The following is a 15,730-nucleotide window of genomic DNA, read 5'->3' on the forward strand; positions in this document are numbered from 1 at the left end:
GCGGACTGAAACATATCGCTGAGTATCGCGTCGAGAATGGGCGGAATCAAACTTTCCGAGAGAGCGATGCGAACAGACGTTGTCGAACTACCAGTCTTGTACTTCGGAACGCCAGTGGCGCTAATATCCAGCGTGAATCCGGATGGGGCGACCAACCTGAGTCCTATTTCTTCATACTGGGCGTTATCGGATACGCTCTTGATCGGGTTGAGTACGGCAGGCCAATGCTATAGCAATATTCTCCAGCGTCCGGAAGCGGTCCTCAACTTGCCGGATGCTTCGCTGTGGAAGAACGTCGAAGCTATCGCCGCGACTACGGGCTCCGAAGTTGTTCCAGAAAACAAGAAGCAGATGGGCTACCGATTTGAGCGTGACAAATTTCGATGCGCAGATCTGGCTGCGAAAGCCAGTGAATGTATAGCACCCCATAGGGTTGCGGAGTGTCCGATCCAGATCGAAGCAAGAGTGGTACGCATGCACAACATCGGGAACGGCCATGAGCTGGTTGCCGCGGAGTTGAAGGTTTTGCGAATCCACGTCCATACTGGTTTGCTCACGCCAACCGGCCGAATTGATATCGAACGATGGCAACCGCTCCATTACGTATTCCGGCACTACTACACACTGAGTCAGTGTCTCGGCAAGAATTTCAGGGCATAGCTAATCGCGAAGCGCTGTCGATGTTCGGTGGCGAACAGTCGGTTTCACACGTGACTGGCGGCAAGCGGCATGGGCCTACCGATTCCGTGTCAACGATCTGGCCGCTGGTGTCGAACGTCTCTTCATGGCCGATTTTCGCCGACGTGATCAGGCTGAATCGTTACAATCGCCCAGATGCCCCCTTCAACAGCGTCGAATTCGAGACATGCTGACTTCCTATTTCTGGAGCGGCGACGCCATCCGCAGTCGACGCGTCAGTGACATCGTTCTATCAGGCACGGTCGACGTGCCCGTTCCCTCCGCACGCGTGCTTGCAGACTGGGAAAGAGAAACATCGTCGCGGCTCGTCCTGGAACCCGGGGACGTCGAGGCTATGCCTTTGGCGCGAACGCAAGCGCGCTGGCCGGACTACAAGCGCTGCGTGCAGGCCATGTCCGACTGGACGTGCGCACTAGGACTGCCCAACGTGCTTGCCTCCAGTGACGTAGCCCTCATGGCCTGTCGTGGCGCGAGGTACCACCATGACGGTGCGCAATATGGCGGTGCGGCCTTCTGCAATCTATTCCTGAGCGAGGACCGGGGGCTGGACTTGCATTTTCCCTCTACGGGCCATCGCATTCCCCTGACCCGGGGGACAGCGGTGATATTCGATACCGGCCAGCCTCATGGCGTCATTCAGCGCCGCGGCAGCGGCTTTGATGCGGCCGACTTCGCGACGGACCAGGATTGCATTCAGATATTCCTGACTTGGGAGCTTCCCATCGAAGATGCCCATGTTGCGCAAGCACTGAAGGTAGTCTTCGACATCGCCCCTTCGACCTCGCTGCACCTGGATGAGGAGCAAGTCTGGTCGAACGGCGCACCAGCCGCTGTGTGTCCAGAATCTGGTCGCTGGTACCGGGTTGACTGATTGTTCGGGTCACGCCTCGGCGTTGCCGTGGCACGCTGGACAGACTTCTGTTCAGCACGATAGACGCAAGCAGCGAGCGCCGTTGGGCTATCGTCAGCGATTTCAGCCTTTGCAATCGAACGGATGACGCGGCGCCGCCGCGCCGTAAAGTACCGGGCCATCTCTAGAAGTTCGGCGAAGTGATCGCTGCCGGCAGTCTGGTGCATATCAATGGTCGACTACTGCGCGACACGGTGCGGACGGCAACCCGAACTGGCCACGCAGCTTGGCGACAGGGCGCCGCGCTCAGAGGAAGTTCCTGACCAGCACCGTCACCCACCGCCAGGCACCGCCGCAGCCGGCGGCCCGGCAGCGCGCATCGGGATCCGCCAGAAGGCGGCCATTGGCGTCGCTCACCAAACTTGAGTTGCGCAGGAAGTACGCCACGCTGTCTTGCAAGGGATCGAGCCCGTCCTCGGGGGTATCTATCCACAGGCCGTTTTCGGTATTCAAGCGGGCTGACAGCGAATCGAAATTGAAACTGCCGAGATAATATCGATGGCCGTCGATGAGGATCAGCTTGGCGTGCATCATGCGGTTCTCGCGGTCGGCATATTCACGCACCTCGATTCCGGCATTGACCAGGCCGGGCAGATCGTCGGCATAGGCGCGCCCGACTGCGGGGAATTCCTGCGTGATGCTCGCCAGCGACGCGCTCACCAGGATCACGTGGACACCTTCGCGCCGCTTGCGCTCGAGCGCCTCGCGCAGTTCCGGCACCAGGATCAGGTAGGGGTTGATGATCAGGATCTCGTGCTGCGCCGTATCGAACGCTTGCAGCATGTCCTGCAACGTGCCCGGCGAGCGCTTGTCGGGCCAGTCGTGGACATAGCGCAGGCGCTCGCAGGCGATCGGCATCCAGGCGGGATCAAAATTCGCCCCGGAAGCGGGCGGAGCGGCGGGATCATTGGGCGTATCGGAGGCAGTCGGCGTATCGGTAGCGGCCAGATCCGTCGCCCGGGCTGCAGCATCGGGCGGAGCCATCAGCCATTCGCGCCAATAACGGATGCGCGCCGGGTCCAGCGTCGCATAACCCTGCGACACGCGATAAGGACTTGCGACTTCGAGGAATTTTTCCGGCTCGGGGCGAACCACTTCCGCGCTATTCCAGAACGAAGCGAAATGCTGGTTCATGGCGTGCAGGGAGGAAGCATCCTGGCCGGCGTCGCCCGACACCATCAGGTCGCGCTCACTGAGCCAGTTGCGGAAACTCGCATCCCAGATCGAGGTACTGCCGATCACGGCCGTGTCCCCAACCAGAAACAGCTTGTCGTGCATGCGATGCGAAATCTCGACGAGATCTGATCGAGGATGGAAGATTCGGAGTTCGATGCCGGGCGCCACCTCGTGCAGGGCGACGATGAGCTCGTCCTCGAACGGGTAGTGCGGCTCGGGGCCGATGCCGTCGATCAGCAGCTTGACCGGCACGCCTCGGCGCGCGGCCTCGACCAGATGACGCAACAGCAGGCCGCCGGTCTGATCGATTTCGAAGATGTAGGCGAGGATGCGGATCTGTTCGGCAGGCGTCGCACGGTCGACCAGCGCAATCCGCGACTGCATCAGCTGACCGTCGTCGAGACTGGCGACCAGATCGACACATTGCGCGTGGCCGTGCTGAGAAAAGGCAAACACGCATGCCAGAATGAGCGCCAGGCTTTTCGTTGTGGTCATGATGTGGCGAACTGGTTCGATGTGTCTCGGGCCCTGCGTCCTTGAAAGTCTGGTGGGCTTTGTCGCGTTAGCACGGTCAAGTAGCTCACTGTTCTTCGAGAAGGTGAACAGAACAGCGAGCCCAGGATTGTTACCGTGGACAAGAGCGGCGCGAATCCGGCCGCACCTCAAGCACGCAGTGGACAGGACATCAGCGCAGTTGAAAGAACGGCTTTCCGGAAAGTCCGATTGTCGTCGATCCATGAGCACTATTCCAACGACCGCTCATGGCCGAACCGAGTCAGACAATCTGACGCTGTCTGCCTGGTCTAGTCCAGACTGATACAACTGACCACCGGGATGTGCAGGGTTGGCGGGCCACTGAATGGCCCCACTGCCCTGCACGATGCGACATCGTGCAAGAAAAGGTCACTCACTTCCTGACGTCGCGTACGACAAAGTACAGGTCTTTGGTTTTCACGTTCAGCAAGTATCCGCCGCGAACATTCTGATACGCCCCGCTTCGGCCGAGTCCGTCAAAATTGAAGCTCACGCATAGATAGCGCTGACGGCCAACCGTTGCCATGCTCCACTCGGCCAGCGCGGGATTGAATGCAGTCGGCTTGATTCCACCGCTATTTCCAACGGGTATCGCCGCAGATAATCGGTAGAGCTTGCCAGCGTAGATCAGCGCCTGCGTCGTCTTTCCTTCAGCGTAGCCGACGTCGGCACCCTCATGTTTGACGACGTAACTGGCGTTGAAACCGTCTGCGTAATCGCTCTCTTGCGACACCTCATGCGTGTTGATGTCCTGGATCGCAATGGACGGCGAGACGGACTGCGCCATCAGGCAGCTCTTCACCAGCCCGTCGCCCGGAGGCGCTGCCCATCCGATACAGGACACGGCCATGATCGCGACCGACAAACCGATCTTCTTCATCGATATTCGTTCTCACGCCGATTCGGCGGGTTACATGGAGTCGCGCCGACGTACCGCTTCCCGATGCGTGCGGGACCGACTGACCTGCGACTCATCGGCGTGCAGCGCAGACTCCCGCCCCGCCCTTGCATCCGCGAATTACAGCGGCGGCCGCTTCAGCTTCACCCAGCGCTGCACCGACGGCCGCTCCCACTGCGCACGCGCATAGTCGGCGAGACGCTGCGGCACCGGATCGTCATTCAGCACCAGACGGTTCAGCATCACCGCCAGATCGACATCGGCGATGCTCCACTCGCCGAACAGGTTTGCCGCGCCCGGCGCGAGCAGTTTGTCGGCGGCCGCGAACAGCTTCTGCGCGGCAGCTTGTGCCAAGCTCGACAGCGGCTCGCTCGACGGCCCGTAGAACAGCACTTCGGTCGACCGCTCCGTACGCACCGGCATCAGGTCACTGCGCAGCCACGCCTGCACCTGTCGTGCACGTGCGCGTTGGCGCGGCTCGACCGGATAGATTCGCGTGCCCGGAAAGGTCTCGTCGAGATACTCGGTAATCGCCGACGATTCCGACAGCGCGAAATCGTCGTGCACGAGCGTCGGCACGCGTTGCGTCAGCGACGTCGCCGCGTAGTCGGGCGCGAAATGCGCGCGGTTGCCGAGATCGACGGTCACCAGTTCGTAAGGCAGCGATTTTTCCTCGAGTGCAACGAAGACCGACATCGCGTAAGGGCTCGTGTATTGCGTATCCGCGTAGAGGCGGAGATTACCGGTTTGCACTGCTGGCTCCTTGTGGGTGCGGAGGCCGACGGGCTGCGCATTGATGCGCCGACGGGCTCCGGGTAGGTCGATGCGGTTGTGTGACAGGTTAGCAGCGGCCCGTTCCGTGGTGTTTGTGGTTTTGTGTGTGCTGCAGTGGCGTGATCATGCGGCGTCGGGCCAGCGGTAGCCGATCACTTCGTTCAATGGGTACGCGAGTTCACGCACTTCTTCCAGCTGGTTGCCGCCGAAGAGATACACCTGTTCGTCGTCGTGACGCAGGTAGAAACCGACATGCCCTTTCCAGCTCGCGGGATCGTCGCGCGTCAGGATCGCGATGCAACCGTAGACCGGGCGTTCCAGCGGCCGCCCCCATTCGAGCCACGAACGCGCGAGCGCGGAGCCCGTGCCGCGAATGCCGGCATGCGTCATGCACCAGTTGACGAAGGACGAGCACCAGGAAATCTTGTCGTCGTAGCCGACCAGGTTCGTCTGGTTGTTGTATTCGACGATGCGCGGGTTGATGCTGCCGGGCGGATGGCGGCGGATGCCGAGTTCGGCCATCGCGACGGGCATCCACGGCGGATGGGCGGCGTCCGGTTTGCTCTCAGGGTTGAATAGGGTCACGTCGTTCTCGGGCGAGTGTGATGTGCGGTCAATCTTCGCATGAATGCGATCCGCGACGGACGCAATGGCGTGAAGCCCTCAAAAAAAGCACGGGGAAATCTCCCCGTGCCTTGCTCCTGCGTCCGCACTCGTCGCGCAGGCATGCCCGCGCGACCACACTTTAGCGCCAGCCGCGATGCCAGCCGTAGTGCGGATGCCACCACCCCCACCCATAGTGCGGGTGATAGCGCCACGAATAACCGGGAGCCGGCATCACGCCGACCGGCGCAACGTAGACGACGCCGGCGGGGGCGACTGCCGGCGGTTCAGCCGGCGCCACCACGCAGCCGGACAGCGACGCGCCAAGCAGCAGCGACGCGACCAGGGTGTAACAGGTTTTAGATTTCATGATGGATCATCCAAACGTCGTTGCGATGTGTGGCGGCCAGGGGTTACTGCCAACCCGGATGTCGCGCGCGGTAGTACTCGAGCGCGGCATTACGCTCCTGCTCGGCTTGCCGGGCCAGTTGCTCCGCACGCGCCATGTGGCCGCCGAACTCGCCGCCATGTTCCTGCTGGATCACGTGCATTTCCTCGATGGACCGCTGAAGATCGTGCGTGGCGGCCATCGCCTTGTTGTGAAGCTCGTCGGCGAACGCGGCATTCGCCATCAATGCGGCGCACAGAATCACGGGGATGGATTTGAGTTTCATGAGTGCAGTTCTTCCGTCTTGTCGTGAAAAGGATTGTTGCTGCAGTAGTGAACGTCCCGTCCCTGCCCCATGTTGACGCCGCATCGCCCGGACTTTGTAAATCTGTATTACGCATCGGACGCGTCGGGCTTTCCCCCATGCGCAAGCTTGTGATTTCCTTTCGATCCGCGCTTATGATGTCGCGAGCCACGAGACCTTCACACCCGCCATGCGCATCACACCCCTGCCGCCCCTTCAGTGCCTCATCGCGTTCGAAGCCGCTGTGCGGCATGCGAGCTTCACGCGCGCGGCCGCCGAGCTGCACCTGACCCAAAGCGCGATCAGCCGGCAGATCCAGCAGCTCGAGGAATTCCTCGGCCGCTCGCTGTTCGTGCGCGAACATCGTTCGCTGCGGCTGACGATCGCCGGCGAGCAATACGCAGAGCAGGTGCACCGTCTCCTCACGCAATGCGCGGAAGCCACGCACGACGTGATGAAGCCCTACGGCGATCTCGAACTGACGATCGCGTGCTCGTCCGGCGTGGCGCTGCTGTGGCTCACGCCGCGCCTGCCCGAGTTTCGCGCCGCGTATCCGGACATCAAGCTGCGGCTGATCGTGCGCGACGGGCTCGCGTCGATGTCGCCGGCGGAGTTCGACGTGGGCGTCTACTACGTGCGCCAGCAGGCGCCCGTCGAATACACCGCGCGACGTCTGTTCGACGAGGAAGTGTTTCCCGTCTGCGCGCCGAGTTACCTGGCCGGCCGCATGCTCGACGCGGCCGATCTCGCGAACGAGACGCTGCTGCGCCTCGAGGACGGGCAGCGTCAGTGGATGTCGTGGTCCGAATGGTTCGACCAGAACGACATCGACCGGCAGAAGGCGCGACCGCAGGACATCACCATCAACTCGTATCCGCAGATCGTGCAAATGACCATCCTCGGCCAGGGCATATCGCTCGGCTGGCGCTACATGATCGACGCATGCATCGAAGCCGGGCTGCTCGTGCGCGTGACCGACGCATCCGCGAGCCACGGCGGCGGCTACTACGTGATCTCGCCCAACGACCGCGCGCAGAACCACGCCGCCCGCCTGTTCACCCGCTGGCTGTTCGAACAAGCGGAGCGGCAGACGGCGCCCTGACCCATCCGGAACGCAATGCATGCGTCCAGCGCATGCGTGCATGCGAATCTTTCGTTTCAGAAAAAAATCGCGCTGTCCTTAGCATGGGGTTCACGCGGGGCGCCCGTCCCGTCTTCTGGCCAAGGAAGAGACCATGCAAGGAACGCTTTCCCCGCGCGCCGCGCCTGCCGTCGATGCGGCGGTGCAGCAGCGCCGCCGCGCCATCGTCGCGACCGTGATCGGCAACGGTCTCGAATGGTTCGATTTCACCGTCTACAGCTTCTTCGCGGTCATCATCGCGAAACTGTTCTTTCCGACCGGCAACGAACTGACGTCCGTGCTGCTGACCGTCGCGACGTTCGGCGTCGGCTTCTTCATGCGGCCCGTCGGCGGCATCGTGCTCGGCGTCTACGCCGACAAGGTCGGGCGCAAGGCCGCGCTGTCGCTCACCATCCTCATGATGGCCGCCGGCACCGCGCTCATCGGGCTCGCGCCGACCTACGAACAGGCCGGTATCGCCGCGCCGCTGCTGATCGTCGTCGCGCGGCTGCTGCAAGGTTTCTCGGCCGGCGGCGAGATGGGCGGCGCCACCGCGTTCCTCACCGAATACGCGCCGCCGGAGAAGCGCGCGTACTACTCGAGCTGGATCCAGTCGAGCATCGGCTTCGCGGTGCTGCTCGGCGCCGCGACCGGCACCTTCGTCACGACGTCGCTCGACACGCAGGCGCTGCATAGCTGGGGCTGGCGGCTGCCGTTCCTGCTCGGGATCATCGTCGGGCCCGTCGGCTACTTCATCCGCAGCCATATCGACGAGACGCCGGCATTCAGTGCCGTCGAAGCGCAGGCGAAAGAGAGCTCGCCGCTGAAGGAAGTGCTGTCCACCTACCCGCGCGAGACGTTCGCGAGCTTTTCGATGGTCATTCTGTGGACCGTCTGCACCTACGTGCTGCTGTTCTACATGCCGACGTATTCCGTGCGCACGCTGCATCTGCCGCAATCGCATGGTTTCGCGGCCGGCATGGTCGGCGGGCTGATGATCATGTGCTGCTCGCCGATCGTCGGCCGGCTCGCCGACGTGTGGGGACGGCGCGTGTTCCTGTCCGGATCGGCGCTGGCCATCTTCGTGCTCGCGTGGCCGATGTTCGCGTGGATCAACCATGCGCCCGGATTCACGTCGCTGATCGTGTTCCAGGCCGTGTTCGGCGTGCTGATCGCGATCTACACCGGGCCGATCCTCGCGGCGTTCGCCGAACTGTTCCCGACCAAAGTGCTGTCGACCGGGCTGTCCGTCGCGTACAACTTCGCGGTCACGATCTTCGGCGGCTTCGCACCGTTCCTGATCACGTGGCTCATCGCCCGCACCGGCAGCAACATGGCGCCGGCTTTCTACGTGACGCTCGCGGCGGCCGTCAGTTTCATCGGGACGCGTTTCGTGAAGGACGCCAAGCGTGCCGCTTCCGTCAATCGATAAGGATCTCTCTCCATGACCATTACCGTGCTTCAAGGCGGCAACGTACTCGATCTCGAACGGGGCGTGCTGCTCGACCATCATCATGTCGTGATCGACGGCGACCGGATCGTCGAAGTCACCGATCGGCCGGTGGATTTTCCGAATGCTCAGGTGATCGACGTGCGCGGCAAGACCGTGATGCCGGGGTTCATCGATTGCCATGTGCATGTGCTGGCGTCGAATGCGAATCTCGGTGCGAATGCGACGCAGCCGAATATTCTTGCCGCGATTCGGTCGTTGCCGATTCTCGATGCGATGTTGGCGCGCGGTTTTACCAGCGTGCGCGATGCAGGGGGTGCGGACTGGAGCTTGATGCAGGCGGTCGAAACCGGGCTGGTGTCGGGGCCGCGGATTTTTCCGTCGGGAAAGGCGTTGTCGCAGACCGGCGGGCATGGGGACTTTCGGCCGCGTGGGGACTTGCTGGAGCCTTGCTCGTGCTGTTTCAGGACAGGGGCGATTGCTCGGGTGGTGGACGGGGTCGAAGGTGTGCGGCTGGCGGTACGTGAAGAAATTCAGAAAGGCGCGACGCAGATCAAGATCATGGCGTCAGGTGGCGTTGCTTCGCCAACCGACCCGATTGCGAACACGCAGTACTCCGAGGACGAGATTCGGGCCATCGTGGATGAAGCCGCGGCCGCGAATACTTATGTGATGGCGCACGCGTATACGGGGCGGGCGATTGCGCGGGCGGTGCGCTGTGGGGTGAGGACGATCGAGCATGGGAATCTTGTGGATGAGGCGGCGGCGAAGCTGATGCATGAGCATGGGGCGTTTGTGGTGCCCACGCTTGTCACTTATGACGCGCTTGCCAAACACGGCGCGGAGTTCGGGATGCCGCCCGAATCGGTGGCAAAGGTGGCTTCCGTTCAGCAGAAAGGACGCGAATCGCTGGAAATCTATGCGAACGCCGGCGTGAAGATGGGGTTCGGGTCGGATCTGCTCGGGGAAATGCACGCATTTCAAAGCGGAGAGTTTCGGATTCGGGCGGAGGTGTTGGGGAATCTGGAAGCGCTCAGGTCGGCGACGACCGTGGCTGCGGAGATCGTCAATATGCAGGGGCAGCTTGGGGTCGTGGCTGCGGGAGCGATTGCGGATCTGGTCGTGCTTGACGGGAATCCGCTTGAGGATATTGGGGTGGTGGCCGGTCAGGGGGAGCGCGTCGAATATGTAATGCAGCGAGGGAAGATCGTGAAAGCTCGCGCTGGTTAGGGTACGCGGTTGCGCGGGTTCCTCCGCGTACAGTGGTCGTGACAATCGTTAAAGGTGAGCGCCAACACGGACACTGTGCCCGCAATAGTCCCCTACTCTCGGTTGTGTTCGCGCGGAAACACCGATCCAGCAGCAAGGGCCGCGCGAAGCGGCCCTTGCGACTTACGACTGCTCCTCTTCTTGGGCAGCAGCACCGTAAGGCTGCTCTCGCCAGTTCAGCGCGCTGCGATCAGGTCTGATAGTGACGAACCGAAGATCGAAATTGAACTCGAGATATACGCGATCACCTGGCAGAAATCCGAACATCTCGAAATGCGCGTCGATCGCACGCATCCACGGCATGTACGGCTGGCCCTTCTGCGGAAGGTCAGGCTTGTTGTCGAGGATCAGCTCAACCTCGGGATACCGTTTGAGCTTCTTGGGACGTGTCTTACTATAGGCGTTAGCCATTGCCGACTCCTGTGTTGAGTTGGTGGTGGTCAGCGGGTCGTATGGGTTGCCGCCCATGCGGCCCGCGCTTCTTTGATGCCTTGGGTTTCCATTCTTTCTCCCCCTTCGCTACGTCTTGTTGGGCAAGACGGCTTACGGTCGACCATCGGTGCGAAGGGGACTGCGTTCTACCTCCGATGACGAGAAGCAAGGCTTCAAGACCAGTGTAGTCGGGCTGGCATCTCAGAAATGGGGGATTGTCGGAGATTGGCCATTAGGTATAGGGAGGTGCGTGCCCCTGCCCGCTTTTTGAAAGGTCCAACAGTACCGGACAGCCATCGATGTCGAGCACGGCTTCGTCGCCGGGTGCTTCAATTTCCCTTTTTGGCTAGCATCATCTGCCAAGACCATCGCTTTCGAGTCTCCCGACCAGACCGACTTGATCGCCCTCATCGCTGATCTGGATGCGTACCAGGACACACCGTACCCGCCTGAGAGCGGGCACACTTTGGATATCGCGTCGCTGAAGCAGTCCAATGTGCTCTTTGCCGTTGCGCGGGACAGCGAGGGTAAGGCAATCCGAAGGTGCCAATTTCGACGACGAGACCCGTCCGCAGACGATTGTGGTGAACTTTTTCATTCGCGTGAACTGAACCCGACCGCAGCGCAAGCATCGTATGGCTCAAAAAAGGTTCATCGCAGATTTCCGTGAATGTCGCGACCCGTTGCCGGCATTGTGTCGCGTGAGTGATGCCATGTGTAAGAGTGATGCGGCCGTTGCTCGGACCACCTCTCTACTTTACGCAGCGATGTGGATCGAAAGCTCACACATCGACGATATCGAAAGAGGTGCCATGACGGACTTGGTAGTTCTCCGAGGCGAAGTTATGAATGTCGACGTGGCTTCAAAGTGCGGTTTATCAGCGAATTGACTTAACTTGATTTTCGCCTATGCTCGATTGACGACGTTACGGGGTGCGCGATGATAAAAAAGGTGTGTCCATTCTGCTGGGTCTGGTTCTGTGCGCTTATAGTCTGTACGCAATTGCCTGCACAAACGAATCCGCCGATCTACGGCAATCGCGGGCAGTGCGATGCGCACTTGCCACGAGTGAGGCACGCCGTGACGGTAACAGGGCAACAACAAAACGCCGATCAGTCAATCACTGCGCAATTGGACTGCCAACCTTTCCCGATTCACGTGCCCAAGTGCGCAATTATCGGCGAGAGCCAGACGGTGCCACACACGTGTCCCTGTCAGGGATGCGGCAATGCGCCTCCGCTCCATACCGCGACGGTTTTGAGTTTTTGGGATTTTCCCTAACCTTAACCGCGCTTGTTCGCTCGAGTTTTCGCACCTTCTCCACCTACTGCACGGCAAGGCAAACATCCTAAATCATCATTCAGAGCGCTTATTTCCGGCGGGGGGGGACATGGCTCGCAATACGTTAGAGGCCTATCGTCAGTTGCAGCGACAAATTCAATCAGACATCGATGCACGTCGAACGGAACACAGACGTCAGTTGGATGACGCTCGAAAGAACTTCGCTTGCACGGGTGCGCAACCACTGAATCTACTGGCAATGGGGGATTCGTGGTTCGACTATCCAGTACCTTCGCTCGGGCATCTTCCCACGGACGTAGTCGTGTCGCTGACGAGGCTGATGAACCTTAACCCGAAACCATTGAAGCTTGCACATTACGGCGACGCTACGACTACGTTACTTGGAGCATCCAAGCGCGATAGACTGATAGCGACGCTAAAAGATCCAACGCTCGGACCGTTCGACGCGATCCTTTTCTCCGGTGGTGGAAATGACCTTGTCGGCGATGCATTCCGGTTCTGGTTAAAAGATGCTGCGTCCGTCGGCTATAATCTCGCGGACGCTGTCAATGCTGATGCATTGCTAGATATCATGGACATCGTGAAGCGGGCGTATTCTGATTTAATCGATATACGTAATTATTACGCTCCGGACGCCTACCTTTTTTTCAATCAATATGATTTCGCAACGCCGACGAATGCTTCTATCTGCGGCGGCCTCGTTGGACCATGGCTACATCCGTCATTCGCCGATCGAGGGTGGACTACTTTCGCGGTGGATCCTGGATTTTTCACGGCAGGACGTGGCATCGTCACAATGATCCTCCGTAGATTCGCGACGATGCTCGGCGAATTTTCCACTACTGCCAAAAATGTGGTAGTTGTGGGAACCCAAGATACCTTGGATCCTGATACCGATTGGGCTAACGAGTTGCATCCTACGTACGACGGATTCGCGAAAATTGCAGGAAAATTTCAGCAAGCACTACGCGCGGCATTTGGAGATCGCGCCACTCCACATTAGAAGGCACCTCTCCGTGCCGGTCGCTAGAGTCTGTTGTGTATTTGTCGTCCCGACAGCAGATGCAGCGATGGCCGACGGCCAGAGTTTCCGCGAAAGATATTAGATTTCGATACACCGACTGAACGATTCCATCAAGCTGTTGCATCGACCCGTTGAATTCGCCCTCTTGAATGGCCGTCCGATTTTAAAAGATCAATGCTCTGTCATTGACCGTTGCTGCCGCTAGGATCGGGGGGCCTCTAAGTCAGCAATTTGGCTGATTGCTGACTTAGTTGGTATGGAGCAACCGAACGACAACTTTCTCAATCAGCGAACTCTCCCTCCCAACCTCAACGGACGGTACATCGCGAGCCACCGAATCGGCGATTTCATTCGGGCAGCGGTCGTTTGCTCGCTTGAGTCGCTTTGCACGAACCCTCGTCATGCGTGGATCGTTCAACCCTGCGCCAAAATTTTTTTAATATACGACACTTTCGGACGACCTGCGGGCAGAACGCCTCGCGGGAATTCAATCTTGGTGGGTGGGGCGAAAATGGCCAAAGAAAGGATAGAAGACAACGGGAATGAGAATTTGGAAGTGCGCTTGACACGATGGCTGGAGACACAAGGCTAGCCGGCCTTGGATCACACTGGCCTCTCGCAGATCGCCGACAATGGCGGTATCGACCAGTGGGACGATAATTCCCAGTATCGGCCAACCGGCACTCTTAAGCCGAGGCAGAAATTACTCAAGAAGCTGCGAGACTTTTAGCGATCTTAGGAAATGCGCAGCACCGCTCAACTACGCCGGCGAAGTACTACAGCCACTACACGCAGCGCCACCCTTGGGCTTAAGATGGATTTCAGTTTCTTGCACATTGTTGCTCGATTTTACTATGTCTTTTGGAAGCAACAGCCGTTCGCGCGGCGCTGTTGCCAGTCAGAAGCTTTGCTCCGCTTTTCACCATGCCTAATGACTCGGAAATGTGCAGTCATCTAAGGAGCAACGTCAGGGAGTCAAGATTATTGAAGTGTTCTCGATGTCCGGTTCGACACCGAGGATGCCAGTTGGTATCGCGACATAGCGTTCGCAGAAAAGCATCAGTTCATGCCCCGAGTGCTGCGCATCCTGAAGATCCACTTCTTGGTATCGTACACTTTCAAGATATTCTCCTATCTCATCTCGAGGAGACGATGCAAACCGCTTCGCCGCAAACAAAAGGTCCTTCACTTCCGGTGACCAGCAATATTTGTACGCACCAACCGGGATCACTCTCATCACGTGATCAACCGTGGCTGCATGCGCAGACGCCGTGACAAATCTCGATGTCAAAAAAACACCATGACTCCGATACGGAATCCCAAAGCGAATTTTGAACCACTCGTCCGCTATATCATGAAAGTGCTGAGACGAGTCCTTAGGACGACGGTCACGTCTCGGCACAATCAAGGAAAGTTGATCTGTCCGGTACTTTACAGACACCCCACGATAAAACGACAGTGTTTCGAATGTATTCATAGATTATGTTAGCGATATTCTGTTCAGCGCTTCCCTGACGTGTACTTTTTTATGTTTTCATCGTCGCGACCTATCGACTGTGCCTTTTTCAGGGTGTAAAGCGCCTCCTCAATCAATCTCGACGCGCGCTCATTTAGCTCTTCGGCTTCGACTGCGCGACGACTCCGAACCGGAGGTTCCTCTTCCTCAACGCGCATATAAACATCAACACCTGGAAGAAGTGCAACCAGTAGCGACCGCTGCTGGCTCGGCCTCAAAGAATTTGATGAAGTAGATGACCTCATCAAGACTTCCAGTTCCTCAAACGAGATGTCGCACCGGGGGCGTTGTTCAAAGGAAAAAGGAGCCAATAAATCGCGTTGTAACTTCGCGAGTAGACCAACATCAACTCGTGACGAACTCTTAACATCCGAGCACGCAGCAAAAAAACCGTACCAAATAACCGCCGACGGAAAATTACCAGCAAATTTGGCGATAGCGGAAGTATGCGCAAACGAGCCCGGGAGAATTTGATTACAAAAGAAGGCGATAGCAATTTCGTCAATGGCTGCGCCGCGCGACTCGGTCCGGATGACATCCACTATTCGCAGGAACGCGTTCATTCTTCCGTCAAAGGCACCTCGAAGATCATCGATCGCCTCAAACAACTGTGGATACATCATTGCCAAAACCATCTGAACCTGTCCACTACCATCCGCACCTTTCACCATCAGTCTCAGTGCATCGCGCAAATTCCGATCAATTTGTGCCGGCTCTTCCCCTATGTCGCACGTGATGGCATGGATAGAAAGGATCGTCTCGATAGTAGGACCCAACACTCGCAATCTAGCTATACGACGTAGTCGGACCCATCGTTCTGCAAGTTCCTTTGGGCTAAAAGCGGCACCATGAATCAAAATGGCTCGGAAAAGCGAAAACGAAAACGTGCGCCGGCATCCAGCGTAGGTGACATCTCCTACTTCTGGCGCTCCGATGCGAGACAACATTGCCTCACCGATGACACAGCCGAGGCTCGCCTTTAGAAGTGCTCTATCTTCAAGTGACGAACGAAAATTAATCCCCTTTGCCTTATTCACCATTAGGCTAGCCGTACTGTGACTTAGGACATGCACCAGTGGGGAAAGCGGCGAGTTGCCTTGATAGTAGGTTGCGACAGTGGCAAAAAAGTCCTCGACGTCGCCATTAGAGGGGATCACCACGCTGGGAAGTGCAAGGTCGTCTGAATGCTTCCCTCGGAACGTTTCATGGTATTTCGTTTCCATAAAAATCTTCGACGCAAACAAATCGGCACCGGAATTGTTCGGCTCCGCATTGCTCGCACCCAGGATTTCAGATAGGGTTTCAGTGTCGCGCTTTAACATCATGGGCC

At 58.7% G+C, this 15,730-nt stretch carries 15 protein-coding genes; 6 read left to right on the plus strand and 9 right to left on the minus strand.

The window, feature by feature from the left end:
- Window positions 1-66: 66 nt before the first annotated feature.
- Window positions 67-660 carry a flavin reductase family protein gene (locus tag G3N99_RS00955; protein WP_206121378.1) on the plus strand — a complete coding sequence of 198 codons (594 nt, stop codon included), beginning with the start codon at window positions 67-69 and terminating at the stop codon, window positions 658-660.
- A 205-nt stretch (window positions 661-865) separates the two neighbouring features.
- The gene (locus G3N99_RS00960; protein WP_206121379.1) at window positions 866-1,570 is read left to right on the plus strand and encodes a hypothetical protein; all 705 of its coding nucleotides are present in this window, start codon (window positions 866-868) and stop codon (window positions 1,568-1,570) included.
- 285 nt (window positions 1,571-1,855) lie between these two features.
- Here G3N99_RS00960 and G3N99_RS00965 read toward each other — a convergent pair whose 3' ends face one another.
- From G3N99_RS00965 to G3N99_RS00990, 6 genes are all read right to left on the minus strand, one after another.
- A complete protein-coding gene (locus G3N99_RS00965) occupies window positions 1,856-3,280 on the minus strand; it encodes a phosphatidylserine/phosphatidylglycerophosphate/cardiolipin synthase family protein (RefSeq protein ID WP_241011390.1) in 1,425 nt (474 codons plus the stop codon).
- Between the two features lie 412 nt (window positions 3,281-3,692).
- On the minus strand, window positions 3,693-4,199 hold the full coding sequence (locus G3N99_RS00970) for a hypothetical protein (RefSeq protein WP_206121380.1): 507 nt from the start codon (window positions 4,197-4,199) through the stop codon (window positions 3,693-3,695).
- Between the two features lie 138 nt (window positions 4,200-4,337).
- Window positions 4,338-4,970, minus strand: coding sequence for a glutathione transferase (gene yfcF / locus G3N99_RS00975; RefSeq protein ID WP_174982268.1), 633 nt, complete (start codon window positions 4,968-4,970; stop codon window positions 4,338-4,340).
- A 144-nt stretch (window positions 4,971-5,114) separates the two neighbouring features.
- A complete protein-coding gene (locus G3N99_RS00980; RefSeq protein ID WP_089428115.1) occupies window positions 5,115-5,525 on the minus strand; it encodes a TIGR02594 family protein in 411 nt (136 codons plus the stop codon).
- A 211-nt stretch (window positions 5,526-5,736) separates the two neighbouring features.
- Window positions 5,737-5,964 (minus strand): hypothetical protein, encoded by a 228-nt coding sequence (locus G3N99_RS00985; RefSeq protein WP_011355943.1) that lies wholly within the window; start codon window positions 5,962-5,964, stop codon window positions 5,737-5,739.
- 43 nt (window positions 5,965-6,007) lie between these two features.
- Complete coding sequence (locus G3N99_RS00990; protein ID WP_174938825.1) at window positions 6,008-6,268, minus strand: hypothetical protein; 261 nt, start codon at window positions 6,266-6,268, stop codon at window positions 6,008-6,010.
- 208 nt (window positions 6,269-6,476) lie between these two features.
- Between G3N99_RS00990 and G3N99_RS00995 the strand changes: the two genes are divergently transcribed.
- The 3 genes from G3N99_RS00995 (at window position 6,477) to G3N99_RS01005 (ending at window position 10,086) form a co-directional block, all read left to right on the plus strand.
- Complete coding sequence (locus G3N99_RS00995) at window positions 6,477-7,388, plus strand: LysR substrate-binding domain-containing protein (protein WP_206121381.1); 912 nt, start codon at window positions 6,477-6,479, stop codon at window positions 7,386-7,388.
- Between the two features lie 133 nt (window positions 7,389-7,521).
- A complete protein-coding gene (locus G3N99_RS01000; protein ID WP_206121382.1) occupies window positions 7,522-8,838 on the plus strand; it encodes an MFS transporter in 1,317 nt (438 codons plus the stop codon).
- A gap of 12 nt (window positions 8,839-8,850) precedes the next feature.
- Window positions 8,851-10,086 carry an amidohydrolase family protein gene (locus tag G3N99_RS01005; RefSeq protein ID WP_206121383.1) on the plus strand — a complete coding sequence of 412 codons (1,236 nt, stop codon included), beginning with the start codon at window positions 8,851-8,853 and terminating at the stop codon, window positions 10,084-10,086.
- Window positions 10,087-10,248: 162 nt separating this feature from the next.
- Here G3N99_RS01005 and G3N99_RS01010 read toward each other — a convergent pair whose 3' ends face one another.
- Window positions 10,249-10,593 (minus strand): hypothetical protein, encoded by a 345-nt coding sequence (locus tag G3N99_RS01010; protein ID WP_241011391.1) that lies wholly within the window; start codon window positions 10,591-10,593, stop codon window positions 10,249-10,251.
- A 1,355-nt stretch (window positions 10,594-11,948) separates the two neighbouring features.
- Here G3N99_RS01010 and G3N99_RS01015 point away from each other — a divergent pair.
- On the plus strand, window positions 11,949-12,863 hold the full coding sequence (locus G3N99_RS01015; RefSeq protein WP_206121384.1) for a hypothetical protein: 915 nt from the start codon (window positions 11,949-11,951) through the stop codon (window positions 12,861-12,863).
- Between the two features lie 988 nt (window positions 12,864-13,851).
- Here G3N99_RS01015 and G3N99_RS01020 read toward each other — a convergent pair.
- On the minus strand, window positions 13,852-14,361 hold the full coding sequence (locus G3N99_RS01020) for a hypothetical protein (protein ID WP_206121385.1): 510 nt from the start codon (window positions 14,359-14,361) through the stop codon (window positions 13,852-13,854).
- A gap of 23 nt (window positions 14,362-14,384) precedes the next feature.
- Window positions 14,385-15,725 carry a hypothetical protein gene (locus tag G3N99_RS01025; protein ID WP_206121386.1) on the minus strand — a complete coding sequence of 447 codons (1,341 nt, stop codon included), beginning with the start codon at window positions 15,723-15,725 and terminating at the stop codon, window positions 14,385-14,387.
- Window positions 15,726-15,730 lie beyond the last annotated feature (5 nt).

The organism is Burkholderia sp. Ac-20392 (assembly GCF_017104585.1).
GTDB lineage: Bacteria > Pseudomonadota > Gammaproteobacteria > Burkholderiales > Burkholderiaceae > Burkholderia > Burkholderia lata.

Excerpts from the sequence above, each read along its gene's own strand:
- G3N99_RS00955 (WP_206121378.1), top strand. The coding sequence starts at position 67 with ATGCGAACAGACGTTGTCGAACTACCAGTCTTGTACTTCGGAACGCCA.
- G3N99_RS00960 (WP_206121379.1), top strand. The coding sequence starts at position 866 with ATGCTGACTTCCTATTTCTGGAGCGGCGACGCCATCCGCAGTCGACGC.
- G3N99_RS00965 (WP_241011390.1), bottom strand. The coding sequence starts at position 3,280 with ATGACCACAACGAAAAGCCTGGCGCTCATTCTGGCATGCGTGTTTGCC.
- G3N99_RS00970 (WP_206121380.1), bottom strand. The coding sequence starts at position 4,199 with ATGAAGAAGATCGGTTTGTCGGTCGCGATCATGGCCGTGTCCTGTATC.
- G3N99_RS00980 (WP_089428115.1), bottom strand. The coding sequence starts at position 5,525 with ATGCCCGTCGCGATGGCCGAACTCGGCATCCGCCGCCATCCGCCCGGC.
- G3N99_RS00985 (WP_011355943.1), bottom strand. The coding sequence starts at position 5,964 with ATGAAATCTAAAACCTGTTACACCCTGGTCGCGTCGCTGCTGCTTGGC.
- G3N99_RS00990 (WP_174938825.1), bottom strand. The coding sequence starts at position 6,268 with ATGAAACTCAAATCCATCCCCGTGATTCTGTGCGCCGCATTGATGGCG.
- G3N99_RS00995 (WP_206121381.1), top strand. The coding sequence starts at position 6,477 with ATGCGCATCACACCCCTGCCGCCCCTTCAGTGCCTCATCGCGTTCGAA.
- G3N99_RS01000 (WP_206121382.1), top strand. The coding sequence starts at position 7,522 with ATGCAAGGAACGCTTTCCCCGCGCGCCGCGCCTGCCGTCGATGCGGCG.
- G3N99_RS01005 (WP_206121383.1), top strand. The coding sequence starts at position 8,851 with ATGACCATTACCGTGCTTCAAGGCGGCAACGTACTCGATCTCGAACGG.
- G3N99_RS01010 (WP_241011391.1), bottom strand. The coding sequence starts at position 10,593 with ATGGGCGGCAACCCATACGACCCGCTGACCACCACCAACTCAACACAG.
- G3N99_RS01015 (WP_206121384.1), top strand. The coding sequence starts at position 11,949 with ATGGCTCGCAATACGTTAGAGGCCTATCGTCAGTTGCAGCGACAAATT.
- G3N99_RS01020 (WP_206121385.1), bottom strand. The coding sequence starts at position 14,361 with ATGAATACATTCGAAACACTGTCGTTTTATCGTGGGGTGTCTGTAAAG.
- G3N99_RS01025 (WP_206121386.1), bottom strand. The coding sequence starts at position 15,725 with ATGATGTTAAAGCGCGACACTGAAACCCTATCTGAAATCCTGGGTGCG.